The organism is Mechercharimyces mesophilus (genome assembly GCF_059818345.1).
The window spans coordinates 224948-246107 of the sequence record NZ_JCBAPH010000005.1 but is presented as its reverse complement, the minus strand read 5'-3'; the positions used below and the strand labels follow the sequence as shown (position 1 = coordinate 246107).

Sequence of the window (21160 nt, the reverse complement as noted above, 5' to 3'; positions counted from 1 at the left end):
TAAGACCCCTTATAGATGATGAGGTAGATCGGTCTGAGGTGTAAGTGTAGCAATACGCTCAGCTGACAGATACGAATCGGTCGAGGGCTTACCCTAATCGTAAGCCTCGCTCCCTTGACTTGAAGATGAAGTATTTACTTTTGAAGGTGTGTGCCTTCAATTCCATATGTCTGGTGGCAATGGCGGAGGGGACCCACTCGTTCCCATACCGAACACGATCGTTAAGCCCTCCAGCGCCGATGGTACTTGGGACGCAGGTCCCTGGGAGAGTAGGTCGTCGCCAGGCACCATAAGAAATAGCCCTTTCATTTCAATCGAAGTGAAAGGGCTGTTTTTATTGTTGATGTACGATGTACAGGGATATTATGAAGTCTAATCAATCAATAGGATAGTGAGGATGGGTGGAAGGATAATGAGAGAAGATGGTTGAAGGCGTCTTTAACCGGTTATGTTACACAAGTGAACTAAACCAGAGGATGGCAAGGTAGAACAGGGAGACTCCAACCAACCCGCCTAACCAACGAACAAATGATTTTTCTTTCACGATGCTGTAAATGATCAGTCCAGTAAGAACGATGATGGCAATCAAGGTAAGTAAGTATAAGATACTCCAAAACACATTGTTCACTCCTATAGTTCAAAATCCAAGAGCGCTAGTTTGCGATTTAAGAGCGCTAGTTGGTCAATTGATGTGAGCGTGAGTGAATGAAGCTGACTCATGGTTTGATGCTGCCCTCCACTTTGCTGGCTGACCTCAGAGGCAATGGAGAGCAACCCACTGTTTTCACTTTGAACGGAGCTCATTTGCTTATTTACCTGTTCCATATTCTGATTGACTGCATCTACGCTACCCACAATCTGGTCACCACTTTTAATAACTTCGTCCACATTTTGATTCGAGTCGCTGATTAGGGTTTGGATGGTGACGAGCTGTTGGTTGATCTCTTTAATCGTATCGGTGGTGGCATGAAGAGGTTCTAACTTCTGGTTCGTCTCAACAGATAGGGTAATGGCTTTTTGAATATTGGAGTGAACCTCTGCCATGACGAGATTATTCTCTTTTTGTGTGAGGACTTGTTGCCATGTTCCCCATAAGATGAAGGCAATAAGGGCAAAATTAATGAGGATAAGAGCGACACGTCTCCACACGATTGATTTGCTTGATTGATTCAACCTTTCTGTTCTTTTTTTCACATCGGATGACTCCTTTCTTCCTCAGTGATGAAAACGATCGAAAAACTCGGTTATTTTGGCGATGTAGCGGAAATTATCGATTGACTCATCCAGCTCTTCTAATAGACCATTGGTGTCATCATTGAGTTGAGCAGTGGTCGCACCGATGTTCTCAATATTGGTAGCGACAGAACCAAAATGCTGTACTGTCTTCCCCATCTGCGTGGAGATCTCTTGAGCTGTGTTAGCAGATTTGCTTGTATGAACAACGGCTTCTTGTTGACTCTGAAGAATGGTTTCCATTGTTTCTACTGCTGAGATATTCTTCTCATAATGGATTTCCATTTGTTCTTGGATGGATTGATTTGTGTTTGATTGCTGAGAAAGAAGTGTAGATTGTTCTTCTAAGTTGCTCATGGTATTGCTGGCTTCTGCTATTTCCTCTTGTAGATTTTCCGTATCGGTGACCATTTTTTCCGTTCGATCCACCATCTCCGAGGTAATACCGAAAAGGTTGTGCTCAGAAAAGAAAGGAAAGATAACGCGTTCGCTTAGTTGAGCGAGGAGTGGAGAGCAGAGAAGGAAGAGGCTCACCATACCTACGATAATCCATGTTCTTTTTTGCGGTCGTCGGATGTTCCTCATTAATTTTCGCATGCTATTCACCTCCCCACTTCTGGAAGGAAACGTGTTTTGTGATTCATCTCATTTAGAGATAGGTTTACTTGTGTCTGTAAAGACTTCATCTCATTGAGGGTTGTTAGGATCTCATTATTACTGCTTTTCATAGAAGAGAGAGTGCGAATGCTTTCCTCTATAGTGGACTCTAGAAGCTTCAACTTATCGTAATTTCCACTTGTACTCTGATCGACAGCAGCAGCCTCACTCGAAATATTTCGGACAACGGTATTGAGAAGGGTGATCTCTTCGTTAAGAGCAGCTGTATTTTGTTGAATCTGATCGATTCTTTCTTTTAATTGCGAGACCTTTACCTGCAAGGATTTAATTTGTTTCAAGTTGTTATTCATTTTAGCTGAGTTTTCGGATGATTTAGCTAAAGCTTCTTCTAATGACTCTGATTTCTGCTTAATATCTTTTTGAATCCATAGTTGGTAGCCTGTGTTGGCGGCAGCAGCTGCGACTAGTAAGGTCATAAGTATGGGAATTGGCTTAATCCATTTCCCCCATTTCTTTAACCAGACTTTCATTAAAAACGCCCCCCTGGGGTTTTTTCATTGAGTGAATGCGTAGCCGATTGGATTTCTTGTAAATGCTCTCTGTCTTGCTGTGAGGTCTGATTGAGCTGTTGAACGAGTCCTTCTACGTTTTCCATATAGGGTTGAATTTCTTGCAACGATTGATGAATCGAGTCGATGTCTTCACTAGTTAAATTAGAATAGCGAAGGATATCTTTGTTTAACTTCAACGTTGCTTGCTGAAAAGTGACGACACTTTCCGCTAGTTTCAGTGTATCCGCGGAGGTTTGGACAGAGCCATCTAAGCCCTGATTGATGTCTTCTACCGTGTGGAGTAGACTTTGAATCTCATTATTTTTATCAATGGTGGCAGTCTGAACATGGTTTAATTGATTGATAGCATCAATGTTTTCTTCTAGACCAGCATGCAATTTTCGTAAATGTTGATTCATGGTGATGCCGTTTATTAAGAAGAGGGATAATAAGAGAATACCGAGAATCGCCAATGACTTGCGAATCATGATGTCACCTCCTCTAGGGTAAAGACTGTTCGACTTTTCTGCTTTTCTGTGCGGCAGATGCTAGCTTTTTCTCAAGGGATTGATTTTGCGCCAATGCATGTTGCATTTTTTTCTTTGTATCCATCGTTATGGATTGAAGCTTGTTCGCTTGAGAAAGTTGATTTTGCGTACGGGAACTAATATCCCCCATATATTTCTGTAGTTGCTGCGTCGTTTCATTTAACTTGCTACTTAGTTCAGCTTGTTTTTCCGTAGCCGCTTCAATATCGGCAAGGGTTGTATTTTGCTGATTGATACTAGACTGAACCCCCATCATCTTTTCGTTTATCTCTTTTGTAACGGATGAACGTTGATCAATGGCTTCTAGTTTTTTCAGGATCTCTCCGTTTTGCACTCCTAACTGAGAGTTATTTTCTTCAATTTTTTGTAGCATCCCATTGATATTGGCATTATCTGCCCAGGATGGGGGGCTCAAGAGTACCCAAACGAACAGAAGCATGACGATGGAGGTAAGAATCGTCCATTTGACTTTCATCACTTTATCCTCCTTTCCATCCGGTTAAGAAGTTGATAGCGCTTACATAAAAGTGCAGGGAGCTTTTTCGATAAAATATATAAGCTAATCTTATCAAAAGACAATGTCACAAACAACAGATTTTTCTTACTATTATGTCTGGATTGAAGTCCTCATGCTTCGCACAACGTATTATTCGTTTCTTTCCCTTCGTAAAAAGTACACCACAAGCATCAAACTGCGAACGGTGGCTAAAAAAGGGATGATGAACCACAAGAGAAGGTGGATAAGAAAATCAGTCGAACTCATTGTTAGAGGCCTCCTAAACGAATTCTGCCAATGTTTCTTGGACGACAGCTTTTGGAAAATAAGAAGTGCTTTCTTGACTCAATGGGGAAACACAATGGGGAATCCGGCATATAAATTATTAACTATCCGAGGGGTTCTTACCATGAGTGAATGAGTCTTTGTTAGAGAAAGAACAAACGATTGAGTCTATGATATACTGCATAGAGCATGATGATTGAGAGGGTGTTATACAAGATTCTCTTGCAATAATGGGAGCACTGTATACTCGTAAGGTATGCCTTCCCTTGCAAGCGGTAATAATGGGGATATAAATTGGATAAAAAGGCGGGTTTCGATTGCGTGATAGAGATGAGATCACTTGTTGTATCATCTGTGATGAGCCACGAGACCAAGGGCTGTTGGTGCTAGAAGGGTTTATATGTGAAAGATGCGAACGAGAGCTAGTGCAGACAGCGGTAACAGATCTGAAGTATCCTTATTATGTCCAACAGCTTAAAAAAATATGGTTAAAAGATGCTTAAGGGATCACTTGATCCCTTTTTCTATTGATAGAGGGGATGGAGGAGGAGAAGATGGATCAGAGGCGTGCGCCGTTGTTTGAAATGTTAGAGGCTCATGCACAAAGGAAGACGCTTAACTTTCATGTACCAGGTCATAAGCAAGGACAAGCGTTTGATGATCGTGCGAGAAAGTTCTATGGTCCGTTATTATCCCTCGATTTGACGGAACTGCCCCATTTGGATGATTTACATGACCCACAAGCAATGATTGCTGAGGCAGAGCAGCTGGCCACAGAAGTGTTTGCTGCCAAGCAAACCTTCTTTCTTGTCGGTGGAAGTACAGCGGGAAATATAGCTTCTATACTGAGTACCTGTCGGCGGGGAGAGAGTGTGATTATTCCGCGTAATGCCCATCAATCGGTTCTGCATGGATGCTTATTAGCCGGTGTGAAGCCGATTTATCTTGGTACGATAGTAGACGAAATCACGGGAGTGCAACAGCCTCTCCAAGGGGAACAGATCGAGCGTGCGTTGCATGCCTTTCCAGATGCAAAAGCCCTCATTGTTACTTCGCCACACTATAACGGAACGGTGGAGCCGATTGCAGAAATCGCGCAAGTATGTAAAAAGCAGAACGTGCTGTTCATCGTAGATGAAGCTCATGGCGCTCACTTTGCCTTTCACGAGCAACTTCCTGCTTCAGCTACCACACTGGGGGCCGATTTGGTTGTGCAATCAACGCACAAAATGTTACCAGCAATGACGATGGGTTCGATGCTTCACTTGTGCACGGATCAAGTGAAGCGAGCCGATTTGCGGCGGTGGTTGCGTGTCGTGCAGTCCAGTAGTCCATCCTATCCCATCATGGCTTCGCTTGATTTGGCTAGGAAATGGATGTATGAGTATGGAAAGGAGGAATTGGAACGCCTCTTACAACAGATGAAGGGTTTGCGAGAAGAAATGAGGAAGCTTAAGCACCTTTATGAGCCTATTGTTCAACATCAACATGATCCACTTAAGCTCATTGTGGAAGGTCCGACTGGAATTTCTGGTTATCGTATGGCGCATTGGTTGGAAGAACAAGCTTGTTATGTCGAAATGGCAGACACCCATCATCTTCTTTTTGTTATGACGGTGGGAACCAACCAGGAGGAAATGGAAAAACTGATATTCCTACTAAAAGAGCTGGATGGGGAGATAGAAACATGGTCAGAAGGGGCCCTGTCGCGTGGAATACCGATGCCACTCCTTGGCTCGGCCGTTGCTACGCTGGATACCATCTTTCATGCTCCGCGTGAGAAGGTGAATTTACGTGATGCAGTGAATAGAACGGCAGCGGAGATGATCGTACCGTATCCACCCGGTATTCCACTCATCTTACCGGGAGAGCGAATATCGGAAGAAGTGATTCAATACTTACGTTATCTTAGCGAGGAAGGAGGAAGAATTCGAGGGCTCTCTTCCTCTCCTCCTTGGACAGTAGACGTGTTAAAATAAAGACAATCAATCATTCGATGTTATATCCAGGAGGAAACCGATATTGCAAGGACTGTTTATTACATTAGAGGGAGCAGAAGGGGCTGGCAAGTCCACACAGATTGCTAGCCTGGCGGAGCGTCTTCAACAAAAGGGGATGGCTTGTACGATTACGCGTGAGCCGGGGGGAACCTCTGTAGGAGATCGTATTCGTACGATATTGCTAGACCCTGACCTGACGGAGATGGAAGCGCGTACGGAGATTTTCCTTTATGCCGCTTCAAGAGCTCAATTGGTGGAACAGGTGATACGACCGGCGCTAGCACGTGGAGAGGTGGTTCTCTGTGATCGCTATATAGACTCCAGCATGGCGTACCAAGGGTATGGTCTACAATGGAATCACAGAGAGGTACACACGATTAACCAGGTGGCAACAGGGGGATTGATTCCTGACCGCACCTACCTGTTGGATCTATCCGCTGAAGCGGGAAAAGAACGATTGCAACAAAGGGGAAGAGCGAGTGATCGGATTGAGAGTAAAGAGCAGGAGTTTCATGAGCGTGTACGCCTCGGTTTTTTAGAGATGGCAAGGAGCGAAGGGCATCGATTCAAAGTATTGGATGCGCTAAAACCAAGGGAAGAGATCACGGAAGCCATTTGGATGGATATCTTGGGTCGATTTCAATCTTCATCATAACTTTGGGAGGAGAAAAAGTGAAACTTATCATTGCGATTGTACAGGATAAAGATAGTAACCGCTTGTTAAAGTCTTTAGTAAAAGAAAACATCCGTGTGACGAAACTGGCTACTTCCGGAGGGTTTCTGCGTGAAGGAAATACGACCTTTATGATCGGTATCGAAGAGGAGGGGGTAGATTCTGTGCTGAGGATTATTGAGGAAAACTGTCAAGCTCGTCAGCAAATGATGTCTCCGGCCACTTCTTTCGGCACCAATGCTGAGGGGTATGTTCCTATTCCCATCGAAGTGGAATTGGGAGGTGCTACGGTATTTATCCTTCCCATTGAAAAGTTTGTCCAGTTTTAATTTCTATTTAATAGTATGGTATGGGAAGTGTGGGATCAGCATGCCTTTTCAAGACGTTGTGGGTCAAGATCAGGTGGTGAAACAGCTACAATATGGCATCACCATGGAGCGAATTTCACATGCTTACTGCTTTTTTGGGCCAGAGAGTGCCAATAAGGAAGAAGTTGCATGGATTTTTGCTAAGGCACTTAATTGTGAAGAGAAGAGTGGGGATGCGTGTGATTTGTGTCGTACTTGTAGACGAATCAATCATGGCAATCATCCGGACGTATTCGTCCTTGAACCGGAAGGAAACTCAATCAAAATAGGACAAGTTAGGCAGTTAAAACAGCAATTTTCCCGGCGAGCGAGTGAAAATTTTACGCGGATTTTATTGGTTAAACAGACAGAGACCATGACCTTACAAGCGGCCAACAGCTTATTAAAGTTTTTAGAGGAGCCACTCTCGCCCATGGTTTCTATCCTGCTGACGGATTCCGTTCATCAAATGCTCCCTACCATTTACTCGCGCTGTCAGCCTGTCCGTTTCGCACCTGTTCAGCCAAAAGTGAGAGCACAGCAATTACGTTCGGCTGGTATTGATGACGAGAGAAGCTGGGTTTTAGCTCACCTAGATCGTCCACTACAAGAGGCTATCGCCCGCGGCCAGATGGAATCGTTTGATCTTTTAATTGAGCTGGTGATACAATGGAGTGAGAAGGTTTTTGCCGGGAAAAGTGAAGCGATCGTCGAAGTGGCGACACAGCTTTTATCCGGCCGTTCAGATAATACAGAGATAGAATGGCTATTAGATTTCATGTTCCTATGGTTTAGGGATATTGTCAATCAACAGCTAGGACGTTTTGAGCAAGTGGTCTTTCGCCCATGGGAGGAAGATCGAAAGCGTCAAGCTAAGTACTGGACACCGACGAAAATGGCTCAAGCTATGGAACAGATCCTGCTCGCCCGGCAGCAGTTGATGGGACCCGTACCATCCCAATCCATTCTGGAGTATATGGTGCTGGCTATGCAGGAGGGATCATCAGATGTATGGAGTCGTAGGCGTCCGCTTTCGCGAAGCAGGTAAAATCTACTATTTTGATCCCGGAGAGTACCTTATCTCTATAGGAGATCATGTGATTGTAGAAACAGTGCGCGGGATTGAACTAGGACAAGTAGTGTTAGGTAAGCAAACCCTGCAAGAAGATGAGGTTGTATTGCCTTTACGTAAGATTATACGTGTCGCAAACGATGAAGATCAGCGGCAGATGGAGAGCAATCTCCAAGCGGCTGCTCAAGCATTGGCGATATGCAAACAGAAAATAGAAGAGCATCAGTTGGAAATGAAATTGGTCGATGCGGAGTATACTTTTGATCGCAATAAAGTCATCTTTTACTTTACTGCCGATGGACGAGTGGATTTTCGACAATTGGTGCGGGATTTGGCTAGTATATTTCGGACTAGGATTGAATTAAGACAGATTGGGGTGCGTGATGAGGCGAAGATGTTAGGGGGGATTGGTCCCTGTGGACGTGTTCTCTGTTGTTCGTCTTTTCTCGGTGATTTTGAGCCAGTCTCTATTAAGATGGCAAAAGATCAAAATCTCTCTCTTAATCCAACCAAGATTTCTGGATTGTGTGGCCGATTGATGTGTTGCCTAAAATTTGAGAATGATGCTTATGTAGAGGCAAAGAAAAAGTTGCCTGATGTAGGAGAGAAGGTAAAGACACCCGATGGTCAGGGGAAGGTGGTTGTTCTCAACTTATTGGAACGACGAGTGCAAGTGGAGCTAACCGAATCTGGACAGACGGTGGAGCACTCAGCTGATGAGGTGCAAGTATAAAAAAGAGTGTTCGTTTTTTCTGGGTCCAAGGGATCCGTTATTATATATGGTGGCGATCGAGGTGGGGGCGTGGATAAGAAAAAGCTATTTACGCAAGTAACCCAAATTGAGGATCAGCTTGGGGGACTATACAGTCAACTGGGCAGTTTAAAAGAACAAATTGTACAATTGCTCGAAGAGAACACGCGCTTGCTTATGGAGAACCAGCACCTCCGTGAACAGTTGCAAGAACATCAAGAGGGAGATCTCCTTGATGAACATGAAAGAGATGAAGAAAAGACAGGAGAAGGGTATGACAACTTAGCGAAGTTATACAATGAAGGTTTTCATATCTGCAATGTTCATTATGGAAACATGAGAGCGGAAGAGGATTGTCTTTTCTGTCTCGCATTCTTAAACAAATAGCCGGGTAACCGGCTATTTTTCTCATGAGGTGGAAAAGTGAAGTGTGATGAAGATTATGTCGTTTATATACTCCAATGTGGCGATGGGACGTATTACACGGGTATCACCAACGACCTTCCTAAGCGAGTGGAGGAGCATCGCACGGGGAAAGGGGCAAAATACACACGAGGAAGAAGGCCACTTACCATTTGTTATGTTGAAGAAGGATATTGCCGTTCCGAAGCATTGAAGCGAGAGCGAGCGATTAAGCGCCTTCAGCGAAAGCAGAAGATGAGAATGATTGAGAAGCAAGAAGGATTGGTGCCACCATTATGAAGAGACAAACCAATAACATAGATAAATATGGAATTTTATACATCGTGGGCACACCTATTGGGAATCTAGATGATCTAACTGAGCGTGCACGCAAGACACTGGAACAAGTGGATGCAATTGCAGCAGAAGATACGCGTCATACCCGGAAATTGCTTTCTCACTGTGGGATAACGACTCCTTTAATTAGTTATCATGAACATAATCGAGTTGAGCGTGAGTCAGAGCTCTTATCGCGTCTTTTGTCGGGGGAGTCCATTGCTTTAGTGAGTGATGCTGGCATGCCTGCCATATCGGACCCAGGCATGGAACTGGTACAGGCAGCTACCCGAGAGGAAATAGCGGTTATCCCCATTCCAGGAGCCAATGCTGCGCTAGCAGCCTTGGTGGGATCAGGTATTGCACCTCAACCTTTTCTGTTTCTCGGTTTTTTAGCACGCAAACCACAAGAGCGGCAAGCGCAATTGAAGAGATGGCAATCGCTAGGGGTGACATTGGTCGTATATGAATCTCCTCACCGTGTAAAATCTTTGTTATCAGATGTACTGGAAGTGTTGGGCGACCGACAGGTAGCTGTGGCGAGGGAACTGACGAAAAAGCATGAAGAATGGTTACGCGGTAGTGTATCTCAATGTGTGGATTGGTTGTCCGAGCATGGTACGCGAGGAGAATATACGGTGGTAATTGATGGGAAGCTGGCAGAGCAACAGACGGAAGAAGAGAAAGTCCCATCTGCATGGTGGAGGCAACTAACCCTTTCGGAACACGTGGATTGGTTTATGCGCCGCGGAAAGACGAGCAAAGAAGCAATTAAATTAGTAGCCAAAGAGAGAGATCTGGCCAAGCGTGAGGTATATCAAGCTTATCACTTGGGAAAAGAGGAAGAAGCGAATCCTCTAGACTGAGTAAACACGAAGCGCACCCTAACAAGAAGGGTGCGCTTACAAGAAAAGAAAGGTCCAGCCGAATGGTTGGAGTGATGTATTTATTCTTACTAGCTTGAGTATATAAAAAGTTAGCTGTTGCTAACGCCCTCTTCACTGTTAACAAGGTTGTACATTTCTTCAACTGCTTGTTTGCTGACAACTTTATTTTTGTAACGGATGGTTTCATCGACTTCTCCTGAGAAAATGCATGCTGGTTCATATTTTTTCAGTACAATTCTTTCACCATCAACGTAGATTTCCAATGCGTCTTTTTCCCCAATTCCGAGCGTACGACGCAATTCGATTGGAATCACCACGCGTCCGAGCTCGTCCACTTTACGTACAATACCGGTTGATTTTAACATGTTGCCATTCTCCTCTCGGTTTTTTCTGTCTTTTTATTTTGGTCTCGATACGCCATTTTCTCCGTCAAAATTCGACAGGAACAGCGTTAAATCAATCATACCAGCGTTTACCATAATCGTCAATATGTCTAGTGGCAACTTTTCTAGTAAATTTTATCCTAAGTTATCGATGTTAGGTCTGTAAACATATTTTACTTCGGGAGAATAATAGATAAAGGGGGAAAGAATATGCTGTCTGTTTCAGAGGATCTTAAAGAGAAGTTACGTGAAGTGAATCGAGAGTTGCGACAAATATATGATGATACGAAGAATGACGGGACGGAAGTCCGAGAAGAGTTAGCCAAAATCGGTTCCTTTTTTTCGGGAGTGAAGTGGAAAGAGGATCAGCTCAAAGATTGGTTGGGCTCGTCATCTCTTTTTGGTGTGGATGGATCTGTTAACTCTACCACAGGCCCGCACCCGCATACTCTCTCCTTATTTCAAGCATTGGCCAAAGGAACACGCGGGGAAGAGGAATGGAAGGCAGATGTGTATACGCCCTTGCTGTCAACAGAAGAAGAGGAGGAACAAGAGGGGTTGCTTGCACGTGAAGCCAAGCACCGTGGCAAGTTGTTGTCTGGATTAGAGATGCAGGTAGCGGAGAGTGTGATACGCTCCTATCAGCCCAAAGTGATCATGATGGATGGGTCGCTCCTTCACTATCAGATAGACGATCATCAACAGTGGGACTCCTTAAAAACAACAGCCTTAACATACGGAACCCTGTTGGTAGGAGTATCAGAGGAGATTGGAACACGTGGAGTAGCGCAAGCCTTGTATCCGGGGCAAACGGCTCGCTCCGATCGTGAGTTTTTGTTTGGAAAGTTGGAGGCGGGCGAGGGATTTGAAAGTACCTACTTTTCCACAGTGGGAGAGGAGATGTGGAAAGTGGCCTTTCGACCTTCGACAAGTCCACAGCCGATCGGTATTGACGGTCTACATGAACAAGCGGCAGAAAAAATGGCACTCATTCATCTGATCTATACCTTGACCCCCGATCAGGGAAGAGGAATTCCTTTGTGGCTAGACATTGTCGATCGAGAAGTGCGGGTGACCAATGAACTATTGCATGGAATGGTAGAGCAGTTTATCGATCCCGCACTGAGCCATCGTTTGTTTTTACCAAAGCGATCGGAGAGAGTGATATAGTGGAAATAGCGTTTAAATGGCTATCGAAATAGAGAAAGCAAGAGTGTTCGGGATGAATATTTGCGGACAAGAGGAGGAGCGGACATGCAGGTAGTAGGGGTTACGACACAGCAAGAGGTATATGTGGTATCTCGGGATCGCAAGTTTCGCATCAATGAGATTTTGGTCTTACAGGATGAAATGCTAGGCAATCCACAAGGCGAAGTAGTAGAGACCCTCGCCTATAACCGCTTTATCCCCATGGGATTGGATCGTTCGATGGTGGATGCGCAGGTCGTGCAGTCCTTAGAGCAGATTGGATATGACATCGGCTCGGATGAAATCAATATGGCCAAGTTGCGTTTGTTTGTAGAAGCATCCCATCCGGTTAAGACGGGTTCTAGTGTGCGTGCCCCTCATTTTGATGAAGTGCGCCATTTGTTGGTGAAAGTGCAACCAGAAGCAGGGGCAGTGATGGGTGAAATCCAGAGTACAGGACCGCTTGCGTCTTCACTCGATCCGTCATTAACTGATCAAGTTCATTTATTGGAGGATGGAGTGATTCAGAAGCAACGGGGGGTTCCATTCCTACTGGACATTCGCGCAATGCAGCAGTATCCCCATATTGGGATCTTCGGAGGGTCCGGATCGGGGAAATCTTTTGGACTTCGGGTGATGCTGGAAGAATTGATGAAGCTCACGATACCCACGTTGGTATTTGATCCTCATTTTGAGATGTCCTTTGCGCAATTAAGTCAATCGCTAGCAGAGATCGCACCAGAATTTGCGGATAAGTGGACAGCGGTTGAAGTGGGAAAGCAAGTGGGGATCGATTTCTCCGCATTATCGACACGAGATGTGACGGACTTGTTGGGTGCTGCAGGGGGACATCTGACGGAATCAATGGTAAATGTGGCGCAAACCTTGCATCGCCGACGAGATTCCTTTCACTCTTTTCACGACCGGGTGCAAAATGTGGCCCAGGCGTTAGAAGAAGGGAAGCAGGGGCTTGGTAAGAGGCTAAAAGCAGATGATGTGACCCCTTCAGAAGTGGAACGGGTCAAAGAGCTGACTGAGCTTTTTAATCGATATAACAGCTTGCCTGCTGCTTCGGTGAAAGGAGTTCTATGGCGTCTTAAGCGACTGGAGAAAGCAGGGCTCTTCCAGCAAGATATTCAACGAATCGAGCAAGCATTGGCACAAGGGAAATTGGTCGTTGTGCAAGGCTCCACTTGGATTATTCAAGTTTTTTCTACTTATGTGATGGGAACGCTTTATCGCAAGCGAAGGGAATATCAAGATGCCCGTATGAATGGAGAAGAAGGAACGTTCTTTCCACCGTTTCTGATAGTGACGGATGAAGCGCACAATTTTGCACCGAAAGGAATCGATTCACCAGCCAAGTCCATCATGAAAGAGATTGCTCAGGAAGGGAGAAAGTATGGTGTCTTCCTCGTACTAGCGACGCAACGCCCCACCCTGCTCGACGAGACCATTACCGCTCAGCTCAATACCAAATTTGTTTTCCGCACGGTACGTGGGACGGATATTGCCACCCTGCGCGAAGAGACAGACTTAACACCAGAAGAAGGAAAGCGGTTGCCTTACTTACGCTCTGGTGATGCGTTTGTTTCCTCTGCTATCTTCGGACGGACGCTGTTTATTCGGATTCGTGCCGCCTATTCTGAAAGCCCTCACCAGAGCAATCCCTTTGATGAACTCTTTGCCCTGAAACAAAAAGAGAATGAGCAGGTTTTCGTAGCGATAGAGAAGAAGCTCCCTATTTTTGATACGGATTTAATGGGAGCAGCGCAATATATTAATCGCGAATGTGGACTATCGTGGGATGTGGCGAGGCTGAAAGAAGAGCTAGAGAGACTAGCGGATCGTGGGAAGATCAGTAAAATCGCCTCTCCTCTAGCCACTCGTTATGATCAGAAATAAATCAAACTCGCCCTCATATGGACTTAAAACACCGAATCAGGTGGGGATGTGGCTCCACCTGATTGGGAAATCACACTTATCGTATGGATGGGGCAATACTGACTTTAAAAATGGAAGGGCTCACGCGAAGCCATCTTAGGATGTCTTCTCGCCCTTGTTAATCCTTCTGATCATTGGTTATAATAGAGAATGAAGGTTTATTTTCTGCAGCAGGTTTCCCGGGAAATAATCACGTTTGATCGAAGACGGGGATGAGTAGCACGAGATCTTCCTATTTTCAGAGAGCCGGGTAAGGTGAAAGCCGGTATAGGATGAACGTGTGAAGATGGCCCTTGAGATTCCTTCCTTAAAGCCGAACGATCTGGGTGAATAGGGATGGACGTAGCCCAACGTTACAGGGTCAGTGTGGACACTGGTGGAGGACGCTTTTCGCAAAGCGTCGAAATTGGGTGGTACCGCGAGTCTAACCTCTCGCCCCATAGGCAAGGGGTTTTTTTGATGTTTGAAAGGAGAGAAAAACATGAGTGGAAAACCAAGTTTTTATATTACAACACCCATTTATTATCCGAATGATAACCTGCATATTGGACACGCGTATACAACGGTAGCTGGAGATGTGATGGCACGGTACAAACGCCTCAGAGGGTTTGACGTGATGTACTTAACGGGTACGGATGAACATGGGCAAAAGATCGAGCGAAGTGCACGTGAACAAGGGAAAAAACCACAACAATTTGTTGATGAGATCGTGACAGGAGTAAAGGCACTGTGGGAAAAGCTTGAAATCTCCTATGACGACTTTATTCGTACCACGGAAGATCGCCACCAAGTGGTTGTACAAAAGATCTTTCAACGCTTGTTGGATCAAGGAGATATCTACTTAAGTGATTATGAGGGTATGTATTGTACGCCTTGCGAATCGTTTTGGACAGAAAGGCAATTAAAAGATGGAAACTGCCCTGATTGTGGTCGTCCAGTAGAGAAAGTACGTGAACAAAGCTACTTTTTCCGGATGAACAAGTATGTGGATCAACTACTTGCCCACTATGAACAACATCCAGATTTTATCCAACCAGAGTCAAGAAAGAACGAGATGATTCGCAACTTTCTCGAGCCAGGATTGGAAGATCTCTGTATCTCTCGTACCACATTTGAGTGGGGAATTCCCGTCCCTGGGGACCCGAAGCATGTCATGTATGTGTGGATTGATGCATTGACCAACTATATTTCAGCCATTGGATATCTTTCAGACGTTCCTGAGAACCAGCAGAAATACGAGAAGTATTGGCCTGCTAATGTACACTTGGTAGGGAAAGAGATTGTACGTTTCCACACCATTTATTGGCCAATCATGCTGATCGCACTAGATCTTCCACTACCGAAGAAAGTATTTGCTCATGGCTTTTTGCAACTGAAAGGCGGGAAAATGTCGAAATCGAAAGGGAATGTCGTTGATCCCGTGCCACTCATTGACCACTTTGGCTTGGATGCTCTGCGGTATTATCTACTACGAGAAATTCCCTTCGGTTATGATGGTGTCTTCACTCCGGAAGCATTTGTCGAGCGGGTCAATGCGGATCTAGCGAATGATCTTGGTAATTTATTGCATCGAAGCTTAACCATGGTGCAAAAATATAACGATGGGGTTGTACCTACCTTCCTTTCACAGGCGACGGAGCATGATGATGAGCTAGAACAACTGGCCCGTACAACCGTGGAAAAGGTGGAAACCGCGCTGGAGGAAATGAAATTCTCCATCGCCTTAACCTCGATCTGGGAATTGGTACGAGGAACCAATCGCTATATTGAAAAAACCATGCCTTGGGTATTGGCTAAAGATGAGAGCAAGAAGGATGTGCTTGGCTCTGTCTTGTATCAGCTGCTCGAGAATCTACGCATCGTGAGCGGACTGATCCAACCGTTCCTGACACGGACTCCACAAAAGATGTGGGAACAGCTAGGAATAACAGATTTACCCCACATCACCTCATGGGAGAGCTTGCACACCTATGGGACATTAGAGGCTGGAACGGTTACGAAAAAAGGTAAACCCATCTTTCCTCGCCTTGATGTGGAGGAAGAGAGCAAGTGGATTGCTGAAGGAATGGGACAAAAGAAAGCGACAGAAACGGCTGCTTCTGCTGAGAAAGAAAAAGGAACAGGAAAGAAAGAGAAAAGCCAGTTCGCTTCCTCTACAGATCATGCGAACGAAGGCCTGATCACCATTGATGAGTTTGCCAAAGTGGAATTGAAAGTGGCAGAAATCATCGAAGCCAGCCCTGTCAAAGGCGCTGATCGCCTGCTTCTCTTAAAACTCAACCTGGGTACTGAAGAGCGCCAAGTCGTTTCTGGTATCGCTGAGCACTACCAGCCAGAAGCATTGACAGGGGAAAAAGTGATCGTCGTCACTAACTTAAAACCCGTCAAACTGCGTGGAGTCCGCTCCGAAGGCATGGTCCTAGCGGCCAAAGAGGGAGGGACCCTCAGACTAGCCACCGTTCCTCAGGAAATTCCTAATGGAACCCGAGTGAAGTAGTGAGAGCCCCTTCAAGGGATATCCTACTGGTGAATGGTTCTATCGTTAGGTAGAACCACTCACCATCCCATAAAGGGTGAAAGCTCACCCGTAGAATGGTTGGAAGATGGGCGCAGGATGTTTCTTCGAATGACCTTGCCAAAGCTCATGCAATCGTCAAGAGAGGGAATTCCCTTGACCATCCACCGCGTTACGAGAGAACGCTAAAACTATGGTAGTGCTCAAACAAGGAAGGTGAGAAGCCACCCCCAATGATGGGTTCTGGCTTCCTATTGATAATTGAATGCTTCAATCGAAGAAACCTATAGCAGAATTTGCGAAGGAGGAGGAAGCGGCCGTGTTATTTGATAGCCACGCCCACCTAAACGACGCCAAATTTGACGAAGACCGCGAAGAAGTGATCAAGCGGGCACAGCAGGAAGGCGTCACCCGTATCATCAACGTTGGATTTAACCGTGAAACCATACAGGCTACCTTGGAACTCATCGAACGATATGATTTTATTTATGCGGCAGTTGGCTGGCATCCGGTAGATGCTGCTGATTGCACAGAGGAGGACCTGGATTGGATCGCTTCCTTAACCGAACACCCTAAAGTGGTAGCATTAGGCGAAATGGGGCTAGACTACTACTGGGATACCGCTCCACGAGAAGTACAAATGGAATTGTTCCGCAAGCAAATACGTTTGGCGAGGAAAGTCAACTTGCCGATCATCATTCATGATCGCGATGCTCATGAAGATGTCGTACGTATCTTGCGCGAGGAGAAAGCGGAAGAAGTAGGAGGCGTCATGCACTGCTTTGGTGGAGATCAGGCGATTGCCCAAGAGTGTCTAGACATGAATTTTTACATTGGCTTGGGTGGACCTGTTACCTTTAAAAATGCCAAGATGCCGAAAGAGATTGCCGCTATGGTGCCGCTCGACCGGCTCTTGATCGAAACCGACTGCCCTTATCTCGCACCCCATCCCAATCGTGGAAAGCGGAACGAAAGTAGTTATGTAAGGCTTGTAGCGGAATCTATCGCAGATATTCGTGGACAAAGTCTAGAAGAGCTAGCGCAAGTGACTTATGAGAATGCCTCTCGTCTCTTTCGCCTGTGAGAGATCTAAGACAGCAAAGTGAGGACAGCAAATGGAAGTGAATGAAAAGATTAAAGAAGTGATCGTGGTTGAGGGACTGCACGACCGAATTGCAATTGAACAAGCGGTGGATGCAGATACATTGGAGACAGGTGGCTCAGCGATCGGGGAAGAAGTAATCAACTTGGTGAAAAAAGCACAAGAACTGCGAGGGGTCATCCTATTTACTGATCCCGATGGAGCAGGAGAGCGAATTCGTCGGATTTTGTCACAACATGTTCCTGATGCCAAACATGCTTTTTTGGCAAGAGGAGAGGCAAAGGGAAAAGGAAAAATTGGCGTGGAGCATGCATCAAAAGCGGCCATCCAGAAAGCCTTAGAAGATGTTCGTACTCCATTAGATAAAGAGGCTCTCACCTGTGATGTTCAGTGGGATGAATATGTCGATTACGGCATGGTCGGAGGAAAGAGAGCACAGTATATTCGCGAAGAAGTGGGACGGTTATTAGGAATTGGTTATGGGAACGCCAAACAATTCTTTCGTCGTCTGCATGTGTTTGGCATTCAGAAAGCTGAGTTGGATCAGGCTTTACATCAAGTGAGGAAAGGTTGAATATGATGGAAGAAAAAGCGGTAGCAAGACGAACGCGCCAACTTCTGAAAGAACATGATCTTCGCTTGAAAAAAAGCTTAGGGCAAAACTTTATTACCGAAGGTTGGGTACTGGACAAGATCGTGCAGGCCGCCATGCTGGATCGTGAAACCGGAGTACTAGAAATTGGTCCTGGGATCGGTGCGTTAACCGAGCGGATTGCTGAGGAAGCCGGTTGGGTGACAGCGATCGAGACGGATGGACGCTTGATTCCAGTATTGCAAGAACTTTTTCAAGAACGACCCACCATCTCCATTGTGGAAGGAGATGCTTTAAAGATCGATCTCCAGGAGGCATTGAGTGCGAACATGCCACAAGCGTCACGCTACTGTGCAGTCGCCAACCTTCCCTACTACATCACTTCTCCGCTAATCATGCGGTTGTTGGAGGAGCGATTACCGCTCGAGAGTATTGTCATTATGATTCAGAAAGAAGTGGCTGAGCGCATAATGGCGACTCCAGGTGGGAAAGATTATGGTATGTTGTCCATCGCAGTACAATATTATGCAGATCCAAGCTGGGTGACGAAAGTACCCAATCATGTATTTGTACCGCGTCCGGATGTGGATTCCGCTGTGATCAAGTTAACAGTTCGACAAAATCCGCCAGTAGAAGTGGTAGACGAATCTTTCTTTTTTCAAGTCGTACGAGCTGCTTTTGCTAAAAGAAGGAAGACGTTACTTAATAGCTTATCCACTTCCTTGCCTCAACCTTTGCAGAAAGAAGAGGTGAAGGAGGCCCTCATACAAGCAGGAATTGACCCCACCAGGCGAGGGGAAACCTGTTCGATAGCAGAGTATGCACGCTTGACAGAGACACTTCTTCCGTCTATTCAATAAGAAGATTTTCGTTTTTTGTCGAAGGAATTTTGGTGCTTGATCGCGAATGGATGTGGGAGGTTGCTTTGGCCCCCACACTAAACGATAGACCGTTGAGGCCCCCTGATAATCAACAGTAAGCTAAGCGTCGTGACTGACCAATGGAGGGAAGCACATGGAGTTTACGCATCCCCGTAAGGGGAAAATGGGATTGGGCGAGTTGGTCGAAGATATTCGTGCGTATCTTGAGGGAGATCAAGCATCGGAATACAAGGTCGTTATTGGAACGGACTCACAAACCAACCAGCAAGAGACGACCTTTGTGACAGCGATTATCATTCATCGAGTGGGGAAGGGAGCTTCTTTCTATTACAGGCGCTTTCGCAATCAACCGGTGCGAGACCTACGCTATCGAATCTATCGTGAGACAGAGCTAAGCTTGGACTGCTTAGAGCAATTGAAAGAAAAAGGATTGCTTCAGCTGTCGATGGATTGGCCGGTAGAAATTCATTTGGATGTGGGGCAACGTGGGCCGACAAGAAAGTTGATCCAAGATGTTGTGGGCTGGGTGACAGCCGTAGGATATACAGCGAAAATTAAACCGGAAGCGTATGCGGCCAGCGCGGTTGCTGATCGTTTCACTAAATCGTAAAGAAAAACAAAAGGTGGTTTCCTCGACAAATTCTCCAAAACCGTTGACAAGATCTTTGTCCCCTTGTTATAATCTTTGTTTGTTTGACAAATGACTACCTACATGATACAATAGTTTCGAGATGAGTGAGGTGGTCGATCAATGGGCAAGAATGCGCTATCCGAGATCAAACATACCTTGGATCATTACATCGGCAAGAAGATCCACCTGAAAGCAAATAGTGGTCGTAGAAAGACCATTGAACGGACAGGGATTTTAGAAGAGACCTATCCATCTGTGTTTATCGTTAAACTAGATGAAGCTCAACACGCTTTTGAGCGTGTATCTTACAGCTATGCAGACATCTTAACGGAATCCGTTGAGTTAACCGTTCTGCAAGCAGAAGAAAGGCTTCCGGTCAAATATATAAAAACGACTCAATAAAAGAACACAGATTGTGTTCTTTTTTTTGATCTAACACATACTAGAAAAGCCCCGTAGAACAAAAGGAGGCGGATTCTTTGGCACGAAGAGGGATCATGTCCGAGGCCTTGAAGGAAGAAATAGCCAAAGAATTGGGATTTTATGATGTCGTCCAAAAAGAAGGCTGGGGAGGAATCAAATCACGCGACGCTGGTAATATGGTTAAGCGCGCTATCCAACTAGCTGAGGAACGATTGCAAAATCCACGATCATAAGGGATAAATGAACTACGGGGCTGTGGCTCAAGAGGGGCATACACGTTCTCTCTTGAGCCCTTCTTTACGTTTTTAATTATATAAGGAACGTGATACAATGGAAGAGTTAGCGACAGCCAAAAGATTGGAGAAAGAAGACGGATGGGGGGGTTGAAGACATGGAGATTTCGGTTAAAGCACCAGCTAAGATAAACCTTACGTTAGATGTGTTACATAAGCGGGATGATGGTTATCATGAATTAGAAATGATCATGACATCAATTGATTTAGCAGATCGTATTGATTTAGTAACCACATCTCAACCCTCTGTTCGATTACGTAGTACGTCTGGGTTTGTTCCCCAGGATGAACGTAACCTAGCCTACCGTGCAGCGGCTCTCTTAAAGGAAAATTATGAGATTAAGCAGGGCGTATTTATTACGATTCATAAAAATATCCCAGTCGCCGCAGGACTTGCTGGCGGAAGTAGTGATGCAGCGGCCACTTTAATTGGCTTAAATCAGCTGTGGGACTTGGGTCTTACCTTAGATGAATTGACTACCTTAGGAGCAGAGATAGGCTCAGATGTCCCATACTGTGTACATTCTTCTACAGCGTTGGTACATGGGCGTGGAGAACAACTGACACCCATTCAGCCACCACCTTCCTGCTGGGTTGTTTTGGCCAAACCCGAGCACGGAGTGTCTACCGCAGAAGTTTTCCAAAAGTTTGAGCAGGTCCAGCCTACTGAGCGCCCACGAACGGAAGACATGCTTCGTGCGCTGGAAAGCCAAGATTTTGAAGGAATCTGTGCGAGTTTGGGAAACGTCTTGGAAGACGTGACTCTGAATGCGTACCCAAAAGTTCGTTTTATTAAAGAAAAGATGAAAGCATTTGGAGCAGAGGGTGTCTTGATGTCGGGTAGTGGTCCGACTGTATTTGGACTCGTTCGTCAGGAAGCGAGAGCCCGTCGGATTGTGAACGGTCTTAGAGGATTCTGTCGTCATGTTTATATGGTGAGAATGCTGGGACAGCTTGATCAAAACCGAACAAAATGATATATTTTTCTCATCTTATTCGGTTTCGGAGG

The 21160-nt window shown here is 45.5% G+C and carries 26 protein-coding genes, 2 rRNA genes and 1 other annotated feature; of the genes, 21 read left to right on the top strand and 7 right to left on the bottom strand.

Annotation, left to right across the window (positions count from 1 at the left end; translation table 11 throughout):
- Together AC6RGY_RS13905 and rrf are read left to right on the top strand one after the other, a co-directional pair.
- Positions 1-96, top strand: a 23S ribosomal RNA gene (locus tag AC6RGY_RS13905); the annotation flags it as partial.
- A gap of 73 nt (positions 97-169) precedes the next feature.
- Positions 170-286 (top strand): 5S ribosomal RNA (gene rrf, locus AC6RGY_RS13900).
- A 165-nt stretch (positions 287-451) separates the two neighbouring features.
- Here the strand turns inward: rrf and AC6RGY_RS13895 are convergent.
- Genes AC6RGY_RS13895 through AC6RGY_RS13870 form a run of 6 tightly spaced genes read right to left on the bottom strand, consistent with a single transcriptional unit; the run spans position 452 to position 3425 of the window.
- Positions 452-619, bottom strand: a complete 168-nt coding sequence (locus AC6RGY_RS13895) for a hypothetical protein (protein WP_499863888.1) — start codon at positions 617-619, stop codon at positions 452-454.
- Between the two features lie 11 nt (positions 620-630).
- Positions 631-1194: a hypothetical protein gene (locus tag AC6RGY_RS13890; protein ID WP_499863886.1), complete on the bottom strand. Its 564-nt coding sequence runs from the start codon at positions 1192-1194 to the stop codon at positions 631-633.
- Between the two features lie 21 nt (positions 1195-1215).
- The gene (locus tag AC6RGY_RS13885) at positions 1216-1830 is read right to left on the bottom strand and encodes a hypothetical protein (RefSeq protein ID WP_499863884.1); all 615 of its coding nucleotides are present in this window, start codon (positions 1828-1830) and stop codon (positions 1216-1218) included.
- Positions 1831-1835: 5 nt separating this feature from the next.
- Positions 1836-2381 (bottom strand): hypothetical protein, encoded by a 546-nt coding sequence (locus tag AC6RGY_RS13880; protein WP_499863882.1) that lies wholly within the window; start codon positions 2379-2381, stop codon positions 1836-1838.
- Positions 2381-2890, bottom strand: a complete 510-nt coding sequence (locus AC6RGY_RS13875; RefSeq protein ID WP_499863880.1) for a hypothetical protein — start codon at positions 2888-2890, stop codon at positions 2381-2383. The genes AC6RGY_RS13880 and AC6RGY_RS13875 overlap by 1 nt, the downstream gene beginning before the upstream one ends.
- Before the next feature lie 13 nt (positions 2891-2903).
- On the bottom strand, positions 2904-3425 hold the full coding sequence (locus AC6RGY_RS13870; RefSeq protein WP_499863878.1) for a hypothetical protein: 522 nt from the start codon (positions 3423-3425) through the stop codon (positions 2904-2906).
- Between the two features lie 623 nt (positions 3426-4048).
- Here AC6RGY_RS13870 and AC6RGY_RS13865 point away from each other — a divergent pair.
- The 9 genes from AC6RGY_RS13865 to rsmI all read left to right on the top strand — a co-directional run bounded on the left by AC6RGY_RS13865 (position 4049) and on the right by rsmI (position 10178).
- Entirely contained in the window at positions 4049-4234 is a 186-nt protein-coding gene (locus AC6RGY_RS13865; RefSeq protein WP_499863876.1) for a sigma factor G inhibitor Gin, read from the top strand.
- Positions 4235-4285: 51 nt separating this feature from the next.
- Complete coding sequence (locus tag AC6RGY_RS13860; RefSeq protein ID WP_499863874.1) at positions 4286-5710, top strand: aminotransferase class I/II-fold pyridoxal phosphate-dependent enzyme; 1425 nt, start codon at positions 4286-4288, stop codon at positions 5708-5710.
- A gap of 43 nt (positions 5711-5753) precedes the next feature.
- On the top strand, positions 5754-6386 hold the full coding sequence (gene tmk / locus AC6RGY_RS13855) for a dTMP kinase (protein ID WP_499863872.1): 633 nt from the start codon (positions 5754-5756) through the stop codon (positions 6384-6386).
- 17 nt (positions 6387-6403) lie between these two features.
- Positions 6404-6733, top strand: coding sequence for a cyclic di-AMP receptor DarA (gene darA, locus AC6RGY_RS13850; RefSeq protein ID WP_499863870.1), 330 nt, complete (start codon positions 6404-6406; stop codon positions 6731-6733).
- A gap of 40 nt (positions 6734-6773) precedes the next feature.
- The gene (locus AC6RGY_RS13845; protein ID WP_499863868.1) at positions 6774-7799 is read left to right on the top strand and encodes a DNA polymerase III delta subunit-related protein; all 1026 of its coding nucleotides are present in this window, start codon (positions 6774-6776) and stop codon (positions 7797-7799) included.
- Complete coding sequence (locus AC6RGY_RS13840) at positions 7759-8556, top strand: PSP1 domain-containing protein (RefSeq protein ID WP_499863866.1); 798 nt, start codon at positions 7759-7761, stop codon at positions 8554-8556. The genes AC6RGY_RS13845 and AC6RGY_RS13840 overlap by 41 nt, the downstream gene beginning before the upstream one ends.
- A 69-nt stretch (positions 8557-8625) precedes the next feature.
- The gene (gene yabA / locus AC6RGY_RS13835) at positions 8626-8961 is read left to right on the top strand and encodes a DNA replication initiation control protein YabA (RefSeq protein WP_499863863.1); all 336 of its coding nucleotides are present in this window, start codon (positions 8626-8628) and stop codon (positions 8959-8961) included.
- Between the two features lie 36 nt (positions 8962-8997).
- The gene (locus AC6RGY_RS13830; RefSeq protein WP_499863861.1) at positions 8998-9276 is read left to right on the top strand and encodes a GIY-YIG nuclease family protein; all 279 of its coding nucleotides are present in this window, start codon (positions 8998-9000) and stop codon (positions 9274-9276) included.
- Complete coding sequence (rsmI, locus tag AC6RGY_RS13825; protein ID WP_499863919.1) at positions 9270-10178, top strand: 16S rRNA (cytidine(1402)-2'-O)-methyltransferase; 909 nt, start codon at positions 9270-9272, stop codon at positions 10176-10178. The genes AC6RGY_RS13830 and rsmI overlap by 7 nt, the downstream gene beginning before the upstream one ends.
- 110 nt (positions 10179-10288) lie before the next feature.
- Here the strand turns inward: rsmI and AC6RGY_RS13820 are convergent, their stop codons facing one another.
- Positions 10289-10564, bottom strand: a complete 276-nt coding sequence (locus tag AC6RGY_RS13820) for an AbrB/MazE/SpoVT family DNA-binding domain-containing protein (RefSeq protein ID WP_499863859.1) — start codon at positions 10562-10564, stop codon at positions 10289-10291.
- A gap of 228 nt (positions 10565-10792) precedes the next feature.
- Here AC6RGY_RS13820 and AC6RGY_RS13815 point away from each other — a divergent pair, with 228 nt between their 5' ends.
- The 10 genes from AC6RGY_RS13815 to ispE all read left to right on the top strand — a co-directional run bounded on the left by AC6RGY_RS13815 (position 10793) and on the right by ispE (position 21128).
- Positions 10793-11752: a DNA double-strand break repair nuclease NurA gene (locus AC6RGY_RS13815; RefSeq protein WP_499863857.1), complete on the top strand. Its 960-nt coding sequence runs from the start codon at positions 10793-10795 to the stop codon at positions 11750-11752.
- 84 nt (positions 11753-11836) lie between these two features.
- Positions 11837-13675, top strand: a complete 1839-nt coding sequence (locus tag AC6RGY_RS13810; RefSeq protein ID WP_499863855.1) for an ATP-binding protein — start codon at positions 11837-11839, stop codon at positions 13673-13675.
- 233 nt (positions 13676-13908) lie between these two features.
- Positions 13909-14157: a binding site (T-box leader), on the top strand.
- A gap of 38 nt (positions 14158-14195) precedes the next feature.
- Positions 14196-16211: a methionine--tRNA ligase gene (gene metG, locus AC6RGY_RS13805; protein WP_499863853.1), complete on the top strand. Its 2016-nt coding sequence runs from the start codon at positions 14196-14198 to the stop codon at positions 16209-16211.
- Between the two features lie 337 nt (positions 16212-16548).
- Positions 16549-17313 (top strand): TatD family hydrolase, encoded by a 765-nt coding sequence (locus AC6RGY_RS13800; protein ID WP_499863852.1) that lies wholly within the window; start codon positions 16549-16551, stop codon positions 17311-17313.
- 31 nt (positions 17314-17344) lie between these two features.
- Entirely contained in the window at positions 17345-17905 is a 561-nt protein-coding gene (rnmV, locus tag AC6RGY_RS13795) for a ribonuclease M5 (protein WP_499863851.1), read from the top strand.
- A 2-nt stretch (positions 17906-17907) separates the two neighbouring features.
- The gene (gene rsmA / locus AC6RGY_RS13790; RefSeq protein WP_499863850.1) at positions 17908-18783 is read left to right on the top strand and encodes a 16S rRNA (adenine(1518)-N(6)/adenine(1519)-N(6))-dimethyltransferase RsmA; all 876 of its coding nucleotides are present in this window, start codon (positions 17908-17910) and stop codon (positions 18781-18783) included.
- Between the two features lie 154 nt (positions 18784-18937).
- Positions 18938-19414 carry a ribonuclease H-like YkuK family protein gene (locus tag AC6RGY_RS13785; protein WP_499863848.1) on the top strand — a complete coding sequence of 159 codons (477 nt, stop codon included), beginning with the start codon at positions 18938-18940 and terminating at the stop codon, positions 19412-19414.
- A gap of 141 nt (positions 19415-19555) precedes the next feature.
- Positions 19556-19837: a biofilm formation stimulator Veg gene (veg, locus tag AC6RGY_RS13780; protein ID WP_258840683.1), complete on the top strand. Its 282-nt coding sequence runs from the start codon at positions 19556-19558 to the stop codon at positions 19835-19837.
- Between the two features lie 95 nt (positions 19838-19932).
- Positions 19933-20091, top strand: a complete 159-nt coding sequence (locus tag AC6RGY_RS13775; RefSeq protein WP_499863917.1) for a small, acid-soluble spore protein, alpha/beta type — start codon at positions 19933-19935, stop codon at positions 20089-20091.
- A gap of 158 nt (positions 20092-20249) precedes the next feature.
- Entirely contained in the window at positions 20250-21128 is an 879-nt protein-coding gene (gene ispE, locus AC6RGY_RS13770) for a 4-(cytidine 5'-diphospho)-2-C-methyl-D-erythritol kinase (RefSeq protein ID WP_499863846.1), read from the top strand.
- The last annotated feature ends 32 nt before the right edge of the window (positions 21129-21160 follow it).

Excerpts from the sequence above, each read along its gene's own strand:
- AC6RGY_RS13820 (WP_499863859.1), bottom strand. The coding sequence starts at position 10,564 with ATGTTAAAATCAACCGGTATTGTACGTAAAGTGGACGAGCTCGGACGC.
- AC6RGY_RS13845 (WP_499863868.1), top strand. The coding sequence starts at position 6,774 with ATGCCTTTTCAAGACGTTGTGGGTCAAGATCAGGTGGTGAAACAGCTA.
- rnmV (WP_499863851.1), top strand. The coding sequence starts at position 17,345 with ATGGAAGTGAATGAAAAGATTAAAGAAGTGATCGTGGTTGAGGGACTG.
- AC6RGY_RS13880 (WP_499863882.1), bottom strand. The coding sequence starts at position 2,381 with ATGAAAGTCTGGTTAAAGAAATGGGGGAAATGGATTAAGCCAATTCCC.
- AC6RGY_RS13860 (WP_499863874.1), top strand. The coding sequence starts at position 4,286 with ATGGATCAGAGGCGTGCGCCGTTGTTTGAAATGTTAGAGGCTCATGCA.
- veg (WP_258840683.1), top strand. The coding sequence starts at position 19,556 with ATGGGCAAGAATGCGCTATCCGAGATCAAACATACCTTGGATCATTAC.
- AC6RGY_RS13785 (WP_499863848.1), top strand. The coding sequence starts at position 18,938 with ATGGAGTTTACGCATCCCCGTAAGGGGAAAATGGGATTGGGCGAGTTG.
- metG (WP_499863853.1), top strand. The coding sequence starts at position 14,196 with ATGAGTGGAAAACCAAGTTTTTATATTACAACACCCATTTATTATCCG.
- AC6RGY_RS13775 (WP_499863917.1), top strand. The coding sequence starts at position 19,933 with ATGTCCGAGGCCTTGAAGGAAGAAATAGCCAAAGAATTGGGATTTTAT.
- AC6RGY_RS13885 (WP_499863884.1), bottom strand. The coding sequence starts at position 1,830 with ATGCGAAAATTAATGAGGAACATCCGACGACCGCAAAAAAGAACATGG.
- AC6RGY_RS13870 (WP_499863878.1), bottom strand. The coding sequence starts at position 3,425 with ATGAAAGTCAAATGGACGATTCTTACCTCCATCGTCATGCTTCTGTTC.
- AC6RGY_RS13840 (WP_499863866.1), top strand. The coding sequence starts at position 7,759 with ATGTATGGAGTCGTAGGCGTCCGCTTTCGCGAAGCAGGTAAAATCTAC.
- AC6RGY_RS13810 (WP_499863855.1), top strand. The coding sequence starts at position 11,837 with ATGCAGGTAGTAGGGGTTACGACACAGCAAGAGGTATATGTGGTATCT.
- AC6RGY_RS13875 (WP_499863880.1), bottom strand. The coding sequence starts at position 2,890 with ATGATTCGCAAGTCATTGGCGATTCTCGGTATTCTCTTATTATCCCTC.
- ispE (WP_499863846.1), top strand. The coding sequence starts at position 20,250 with ATGGAGATTTCGGTTAAAGCACCAGCTAAGATAAACCTTACGTTAGAT.
- AC6RGY_RS13815 (WP_499863857.1), top strand. The coding sequence starts at position 10,793 with ATGCTGTCTGTTTCAGAGGATCTTAAAGAGAAGTTACGTGAAGTGAAT.
- rsmA (WP_499863850.1), top strand. The coding sequence starts at position 17,908 with ATGATGGAAGAAAAAGCGGTAGCAAGACGAACGCGCCAACTTCTGAAA.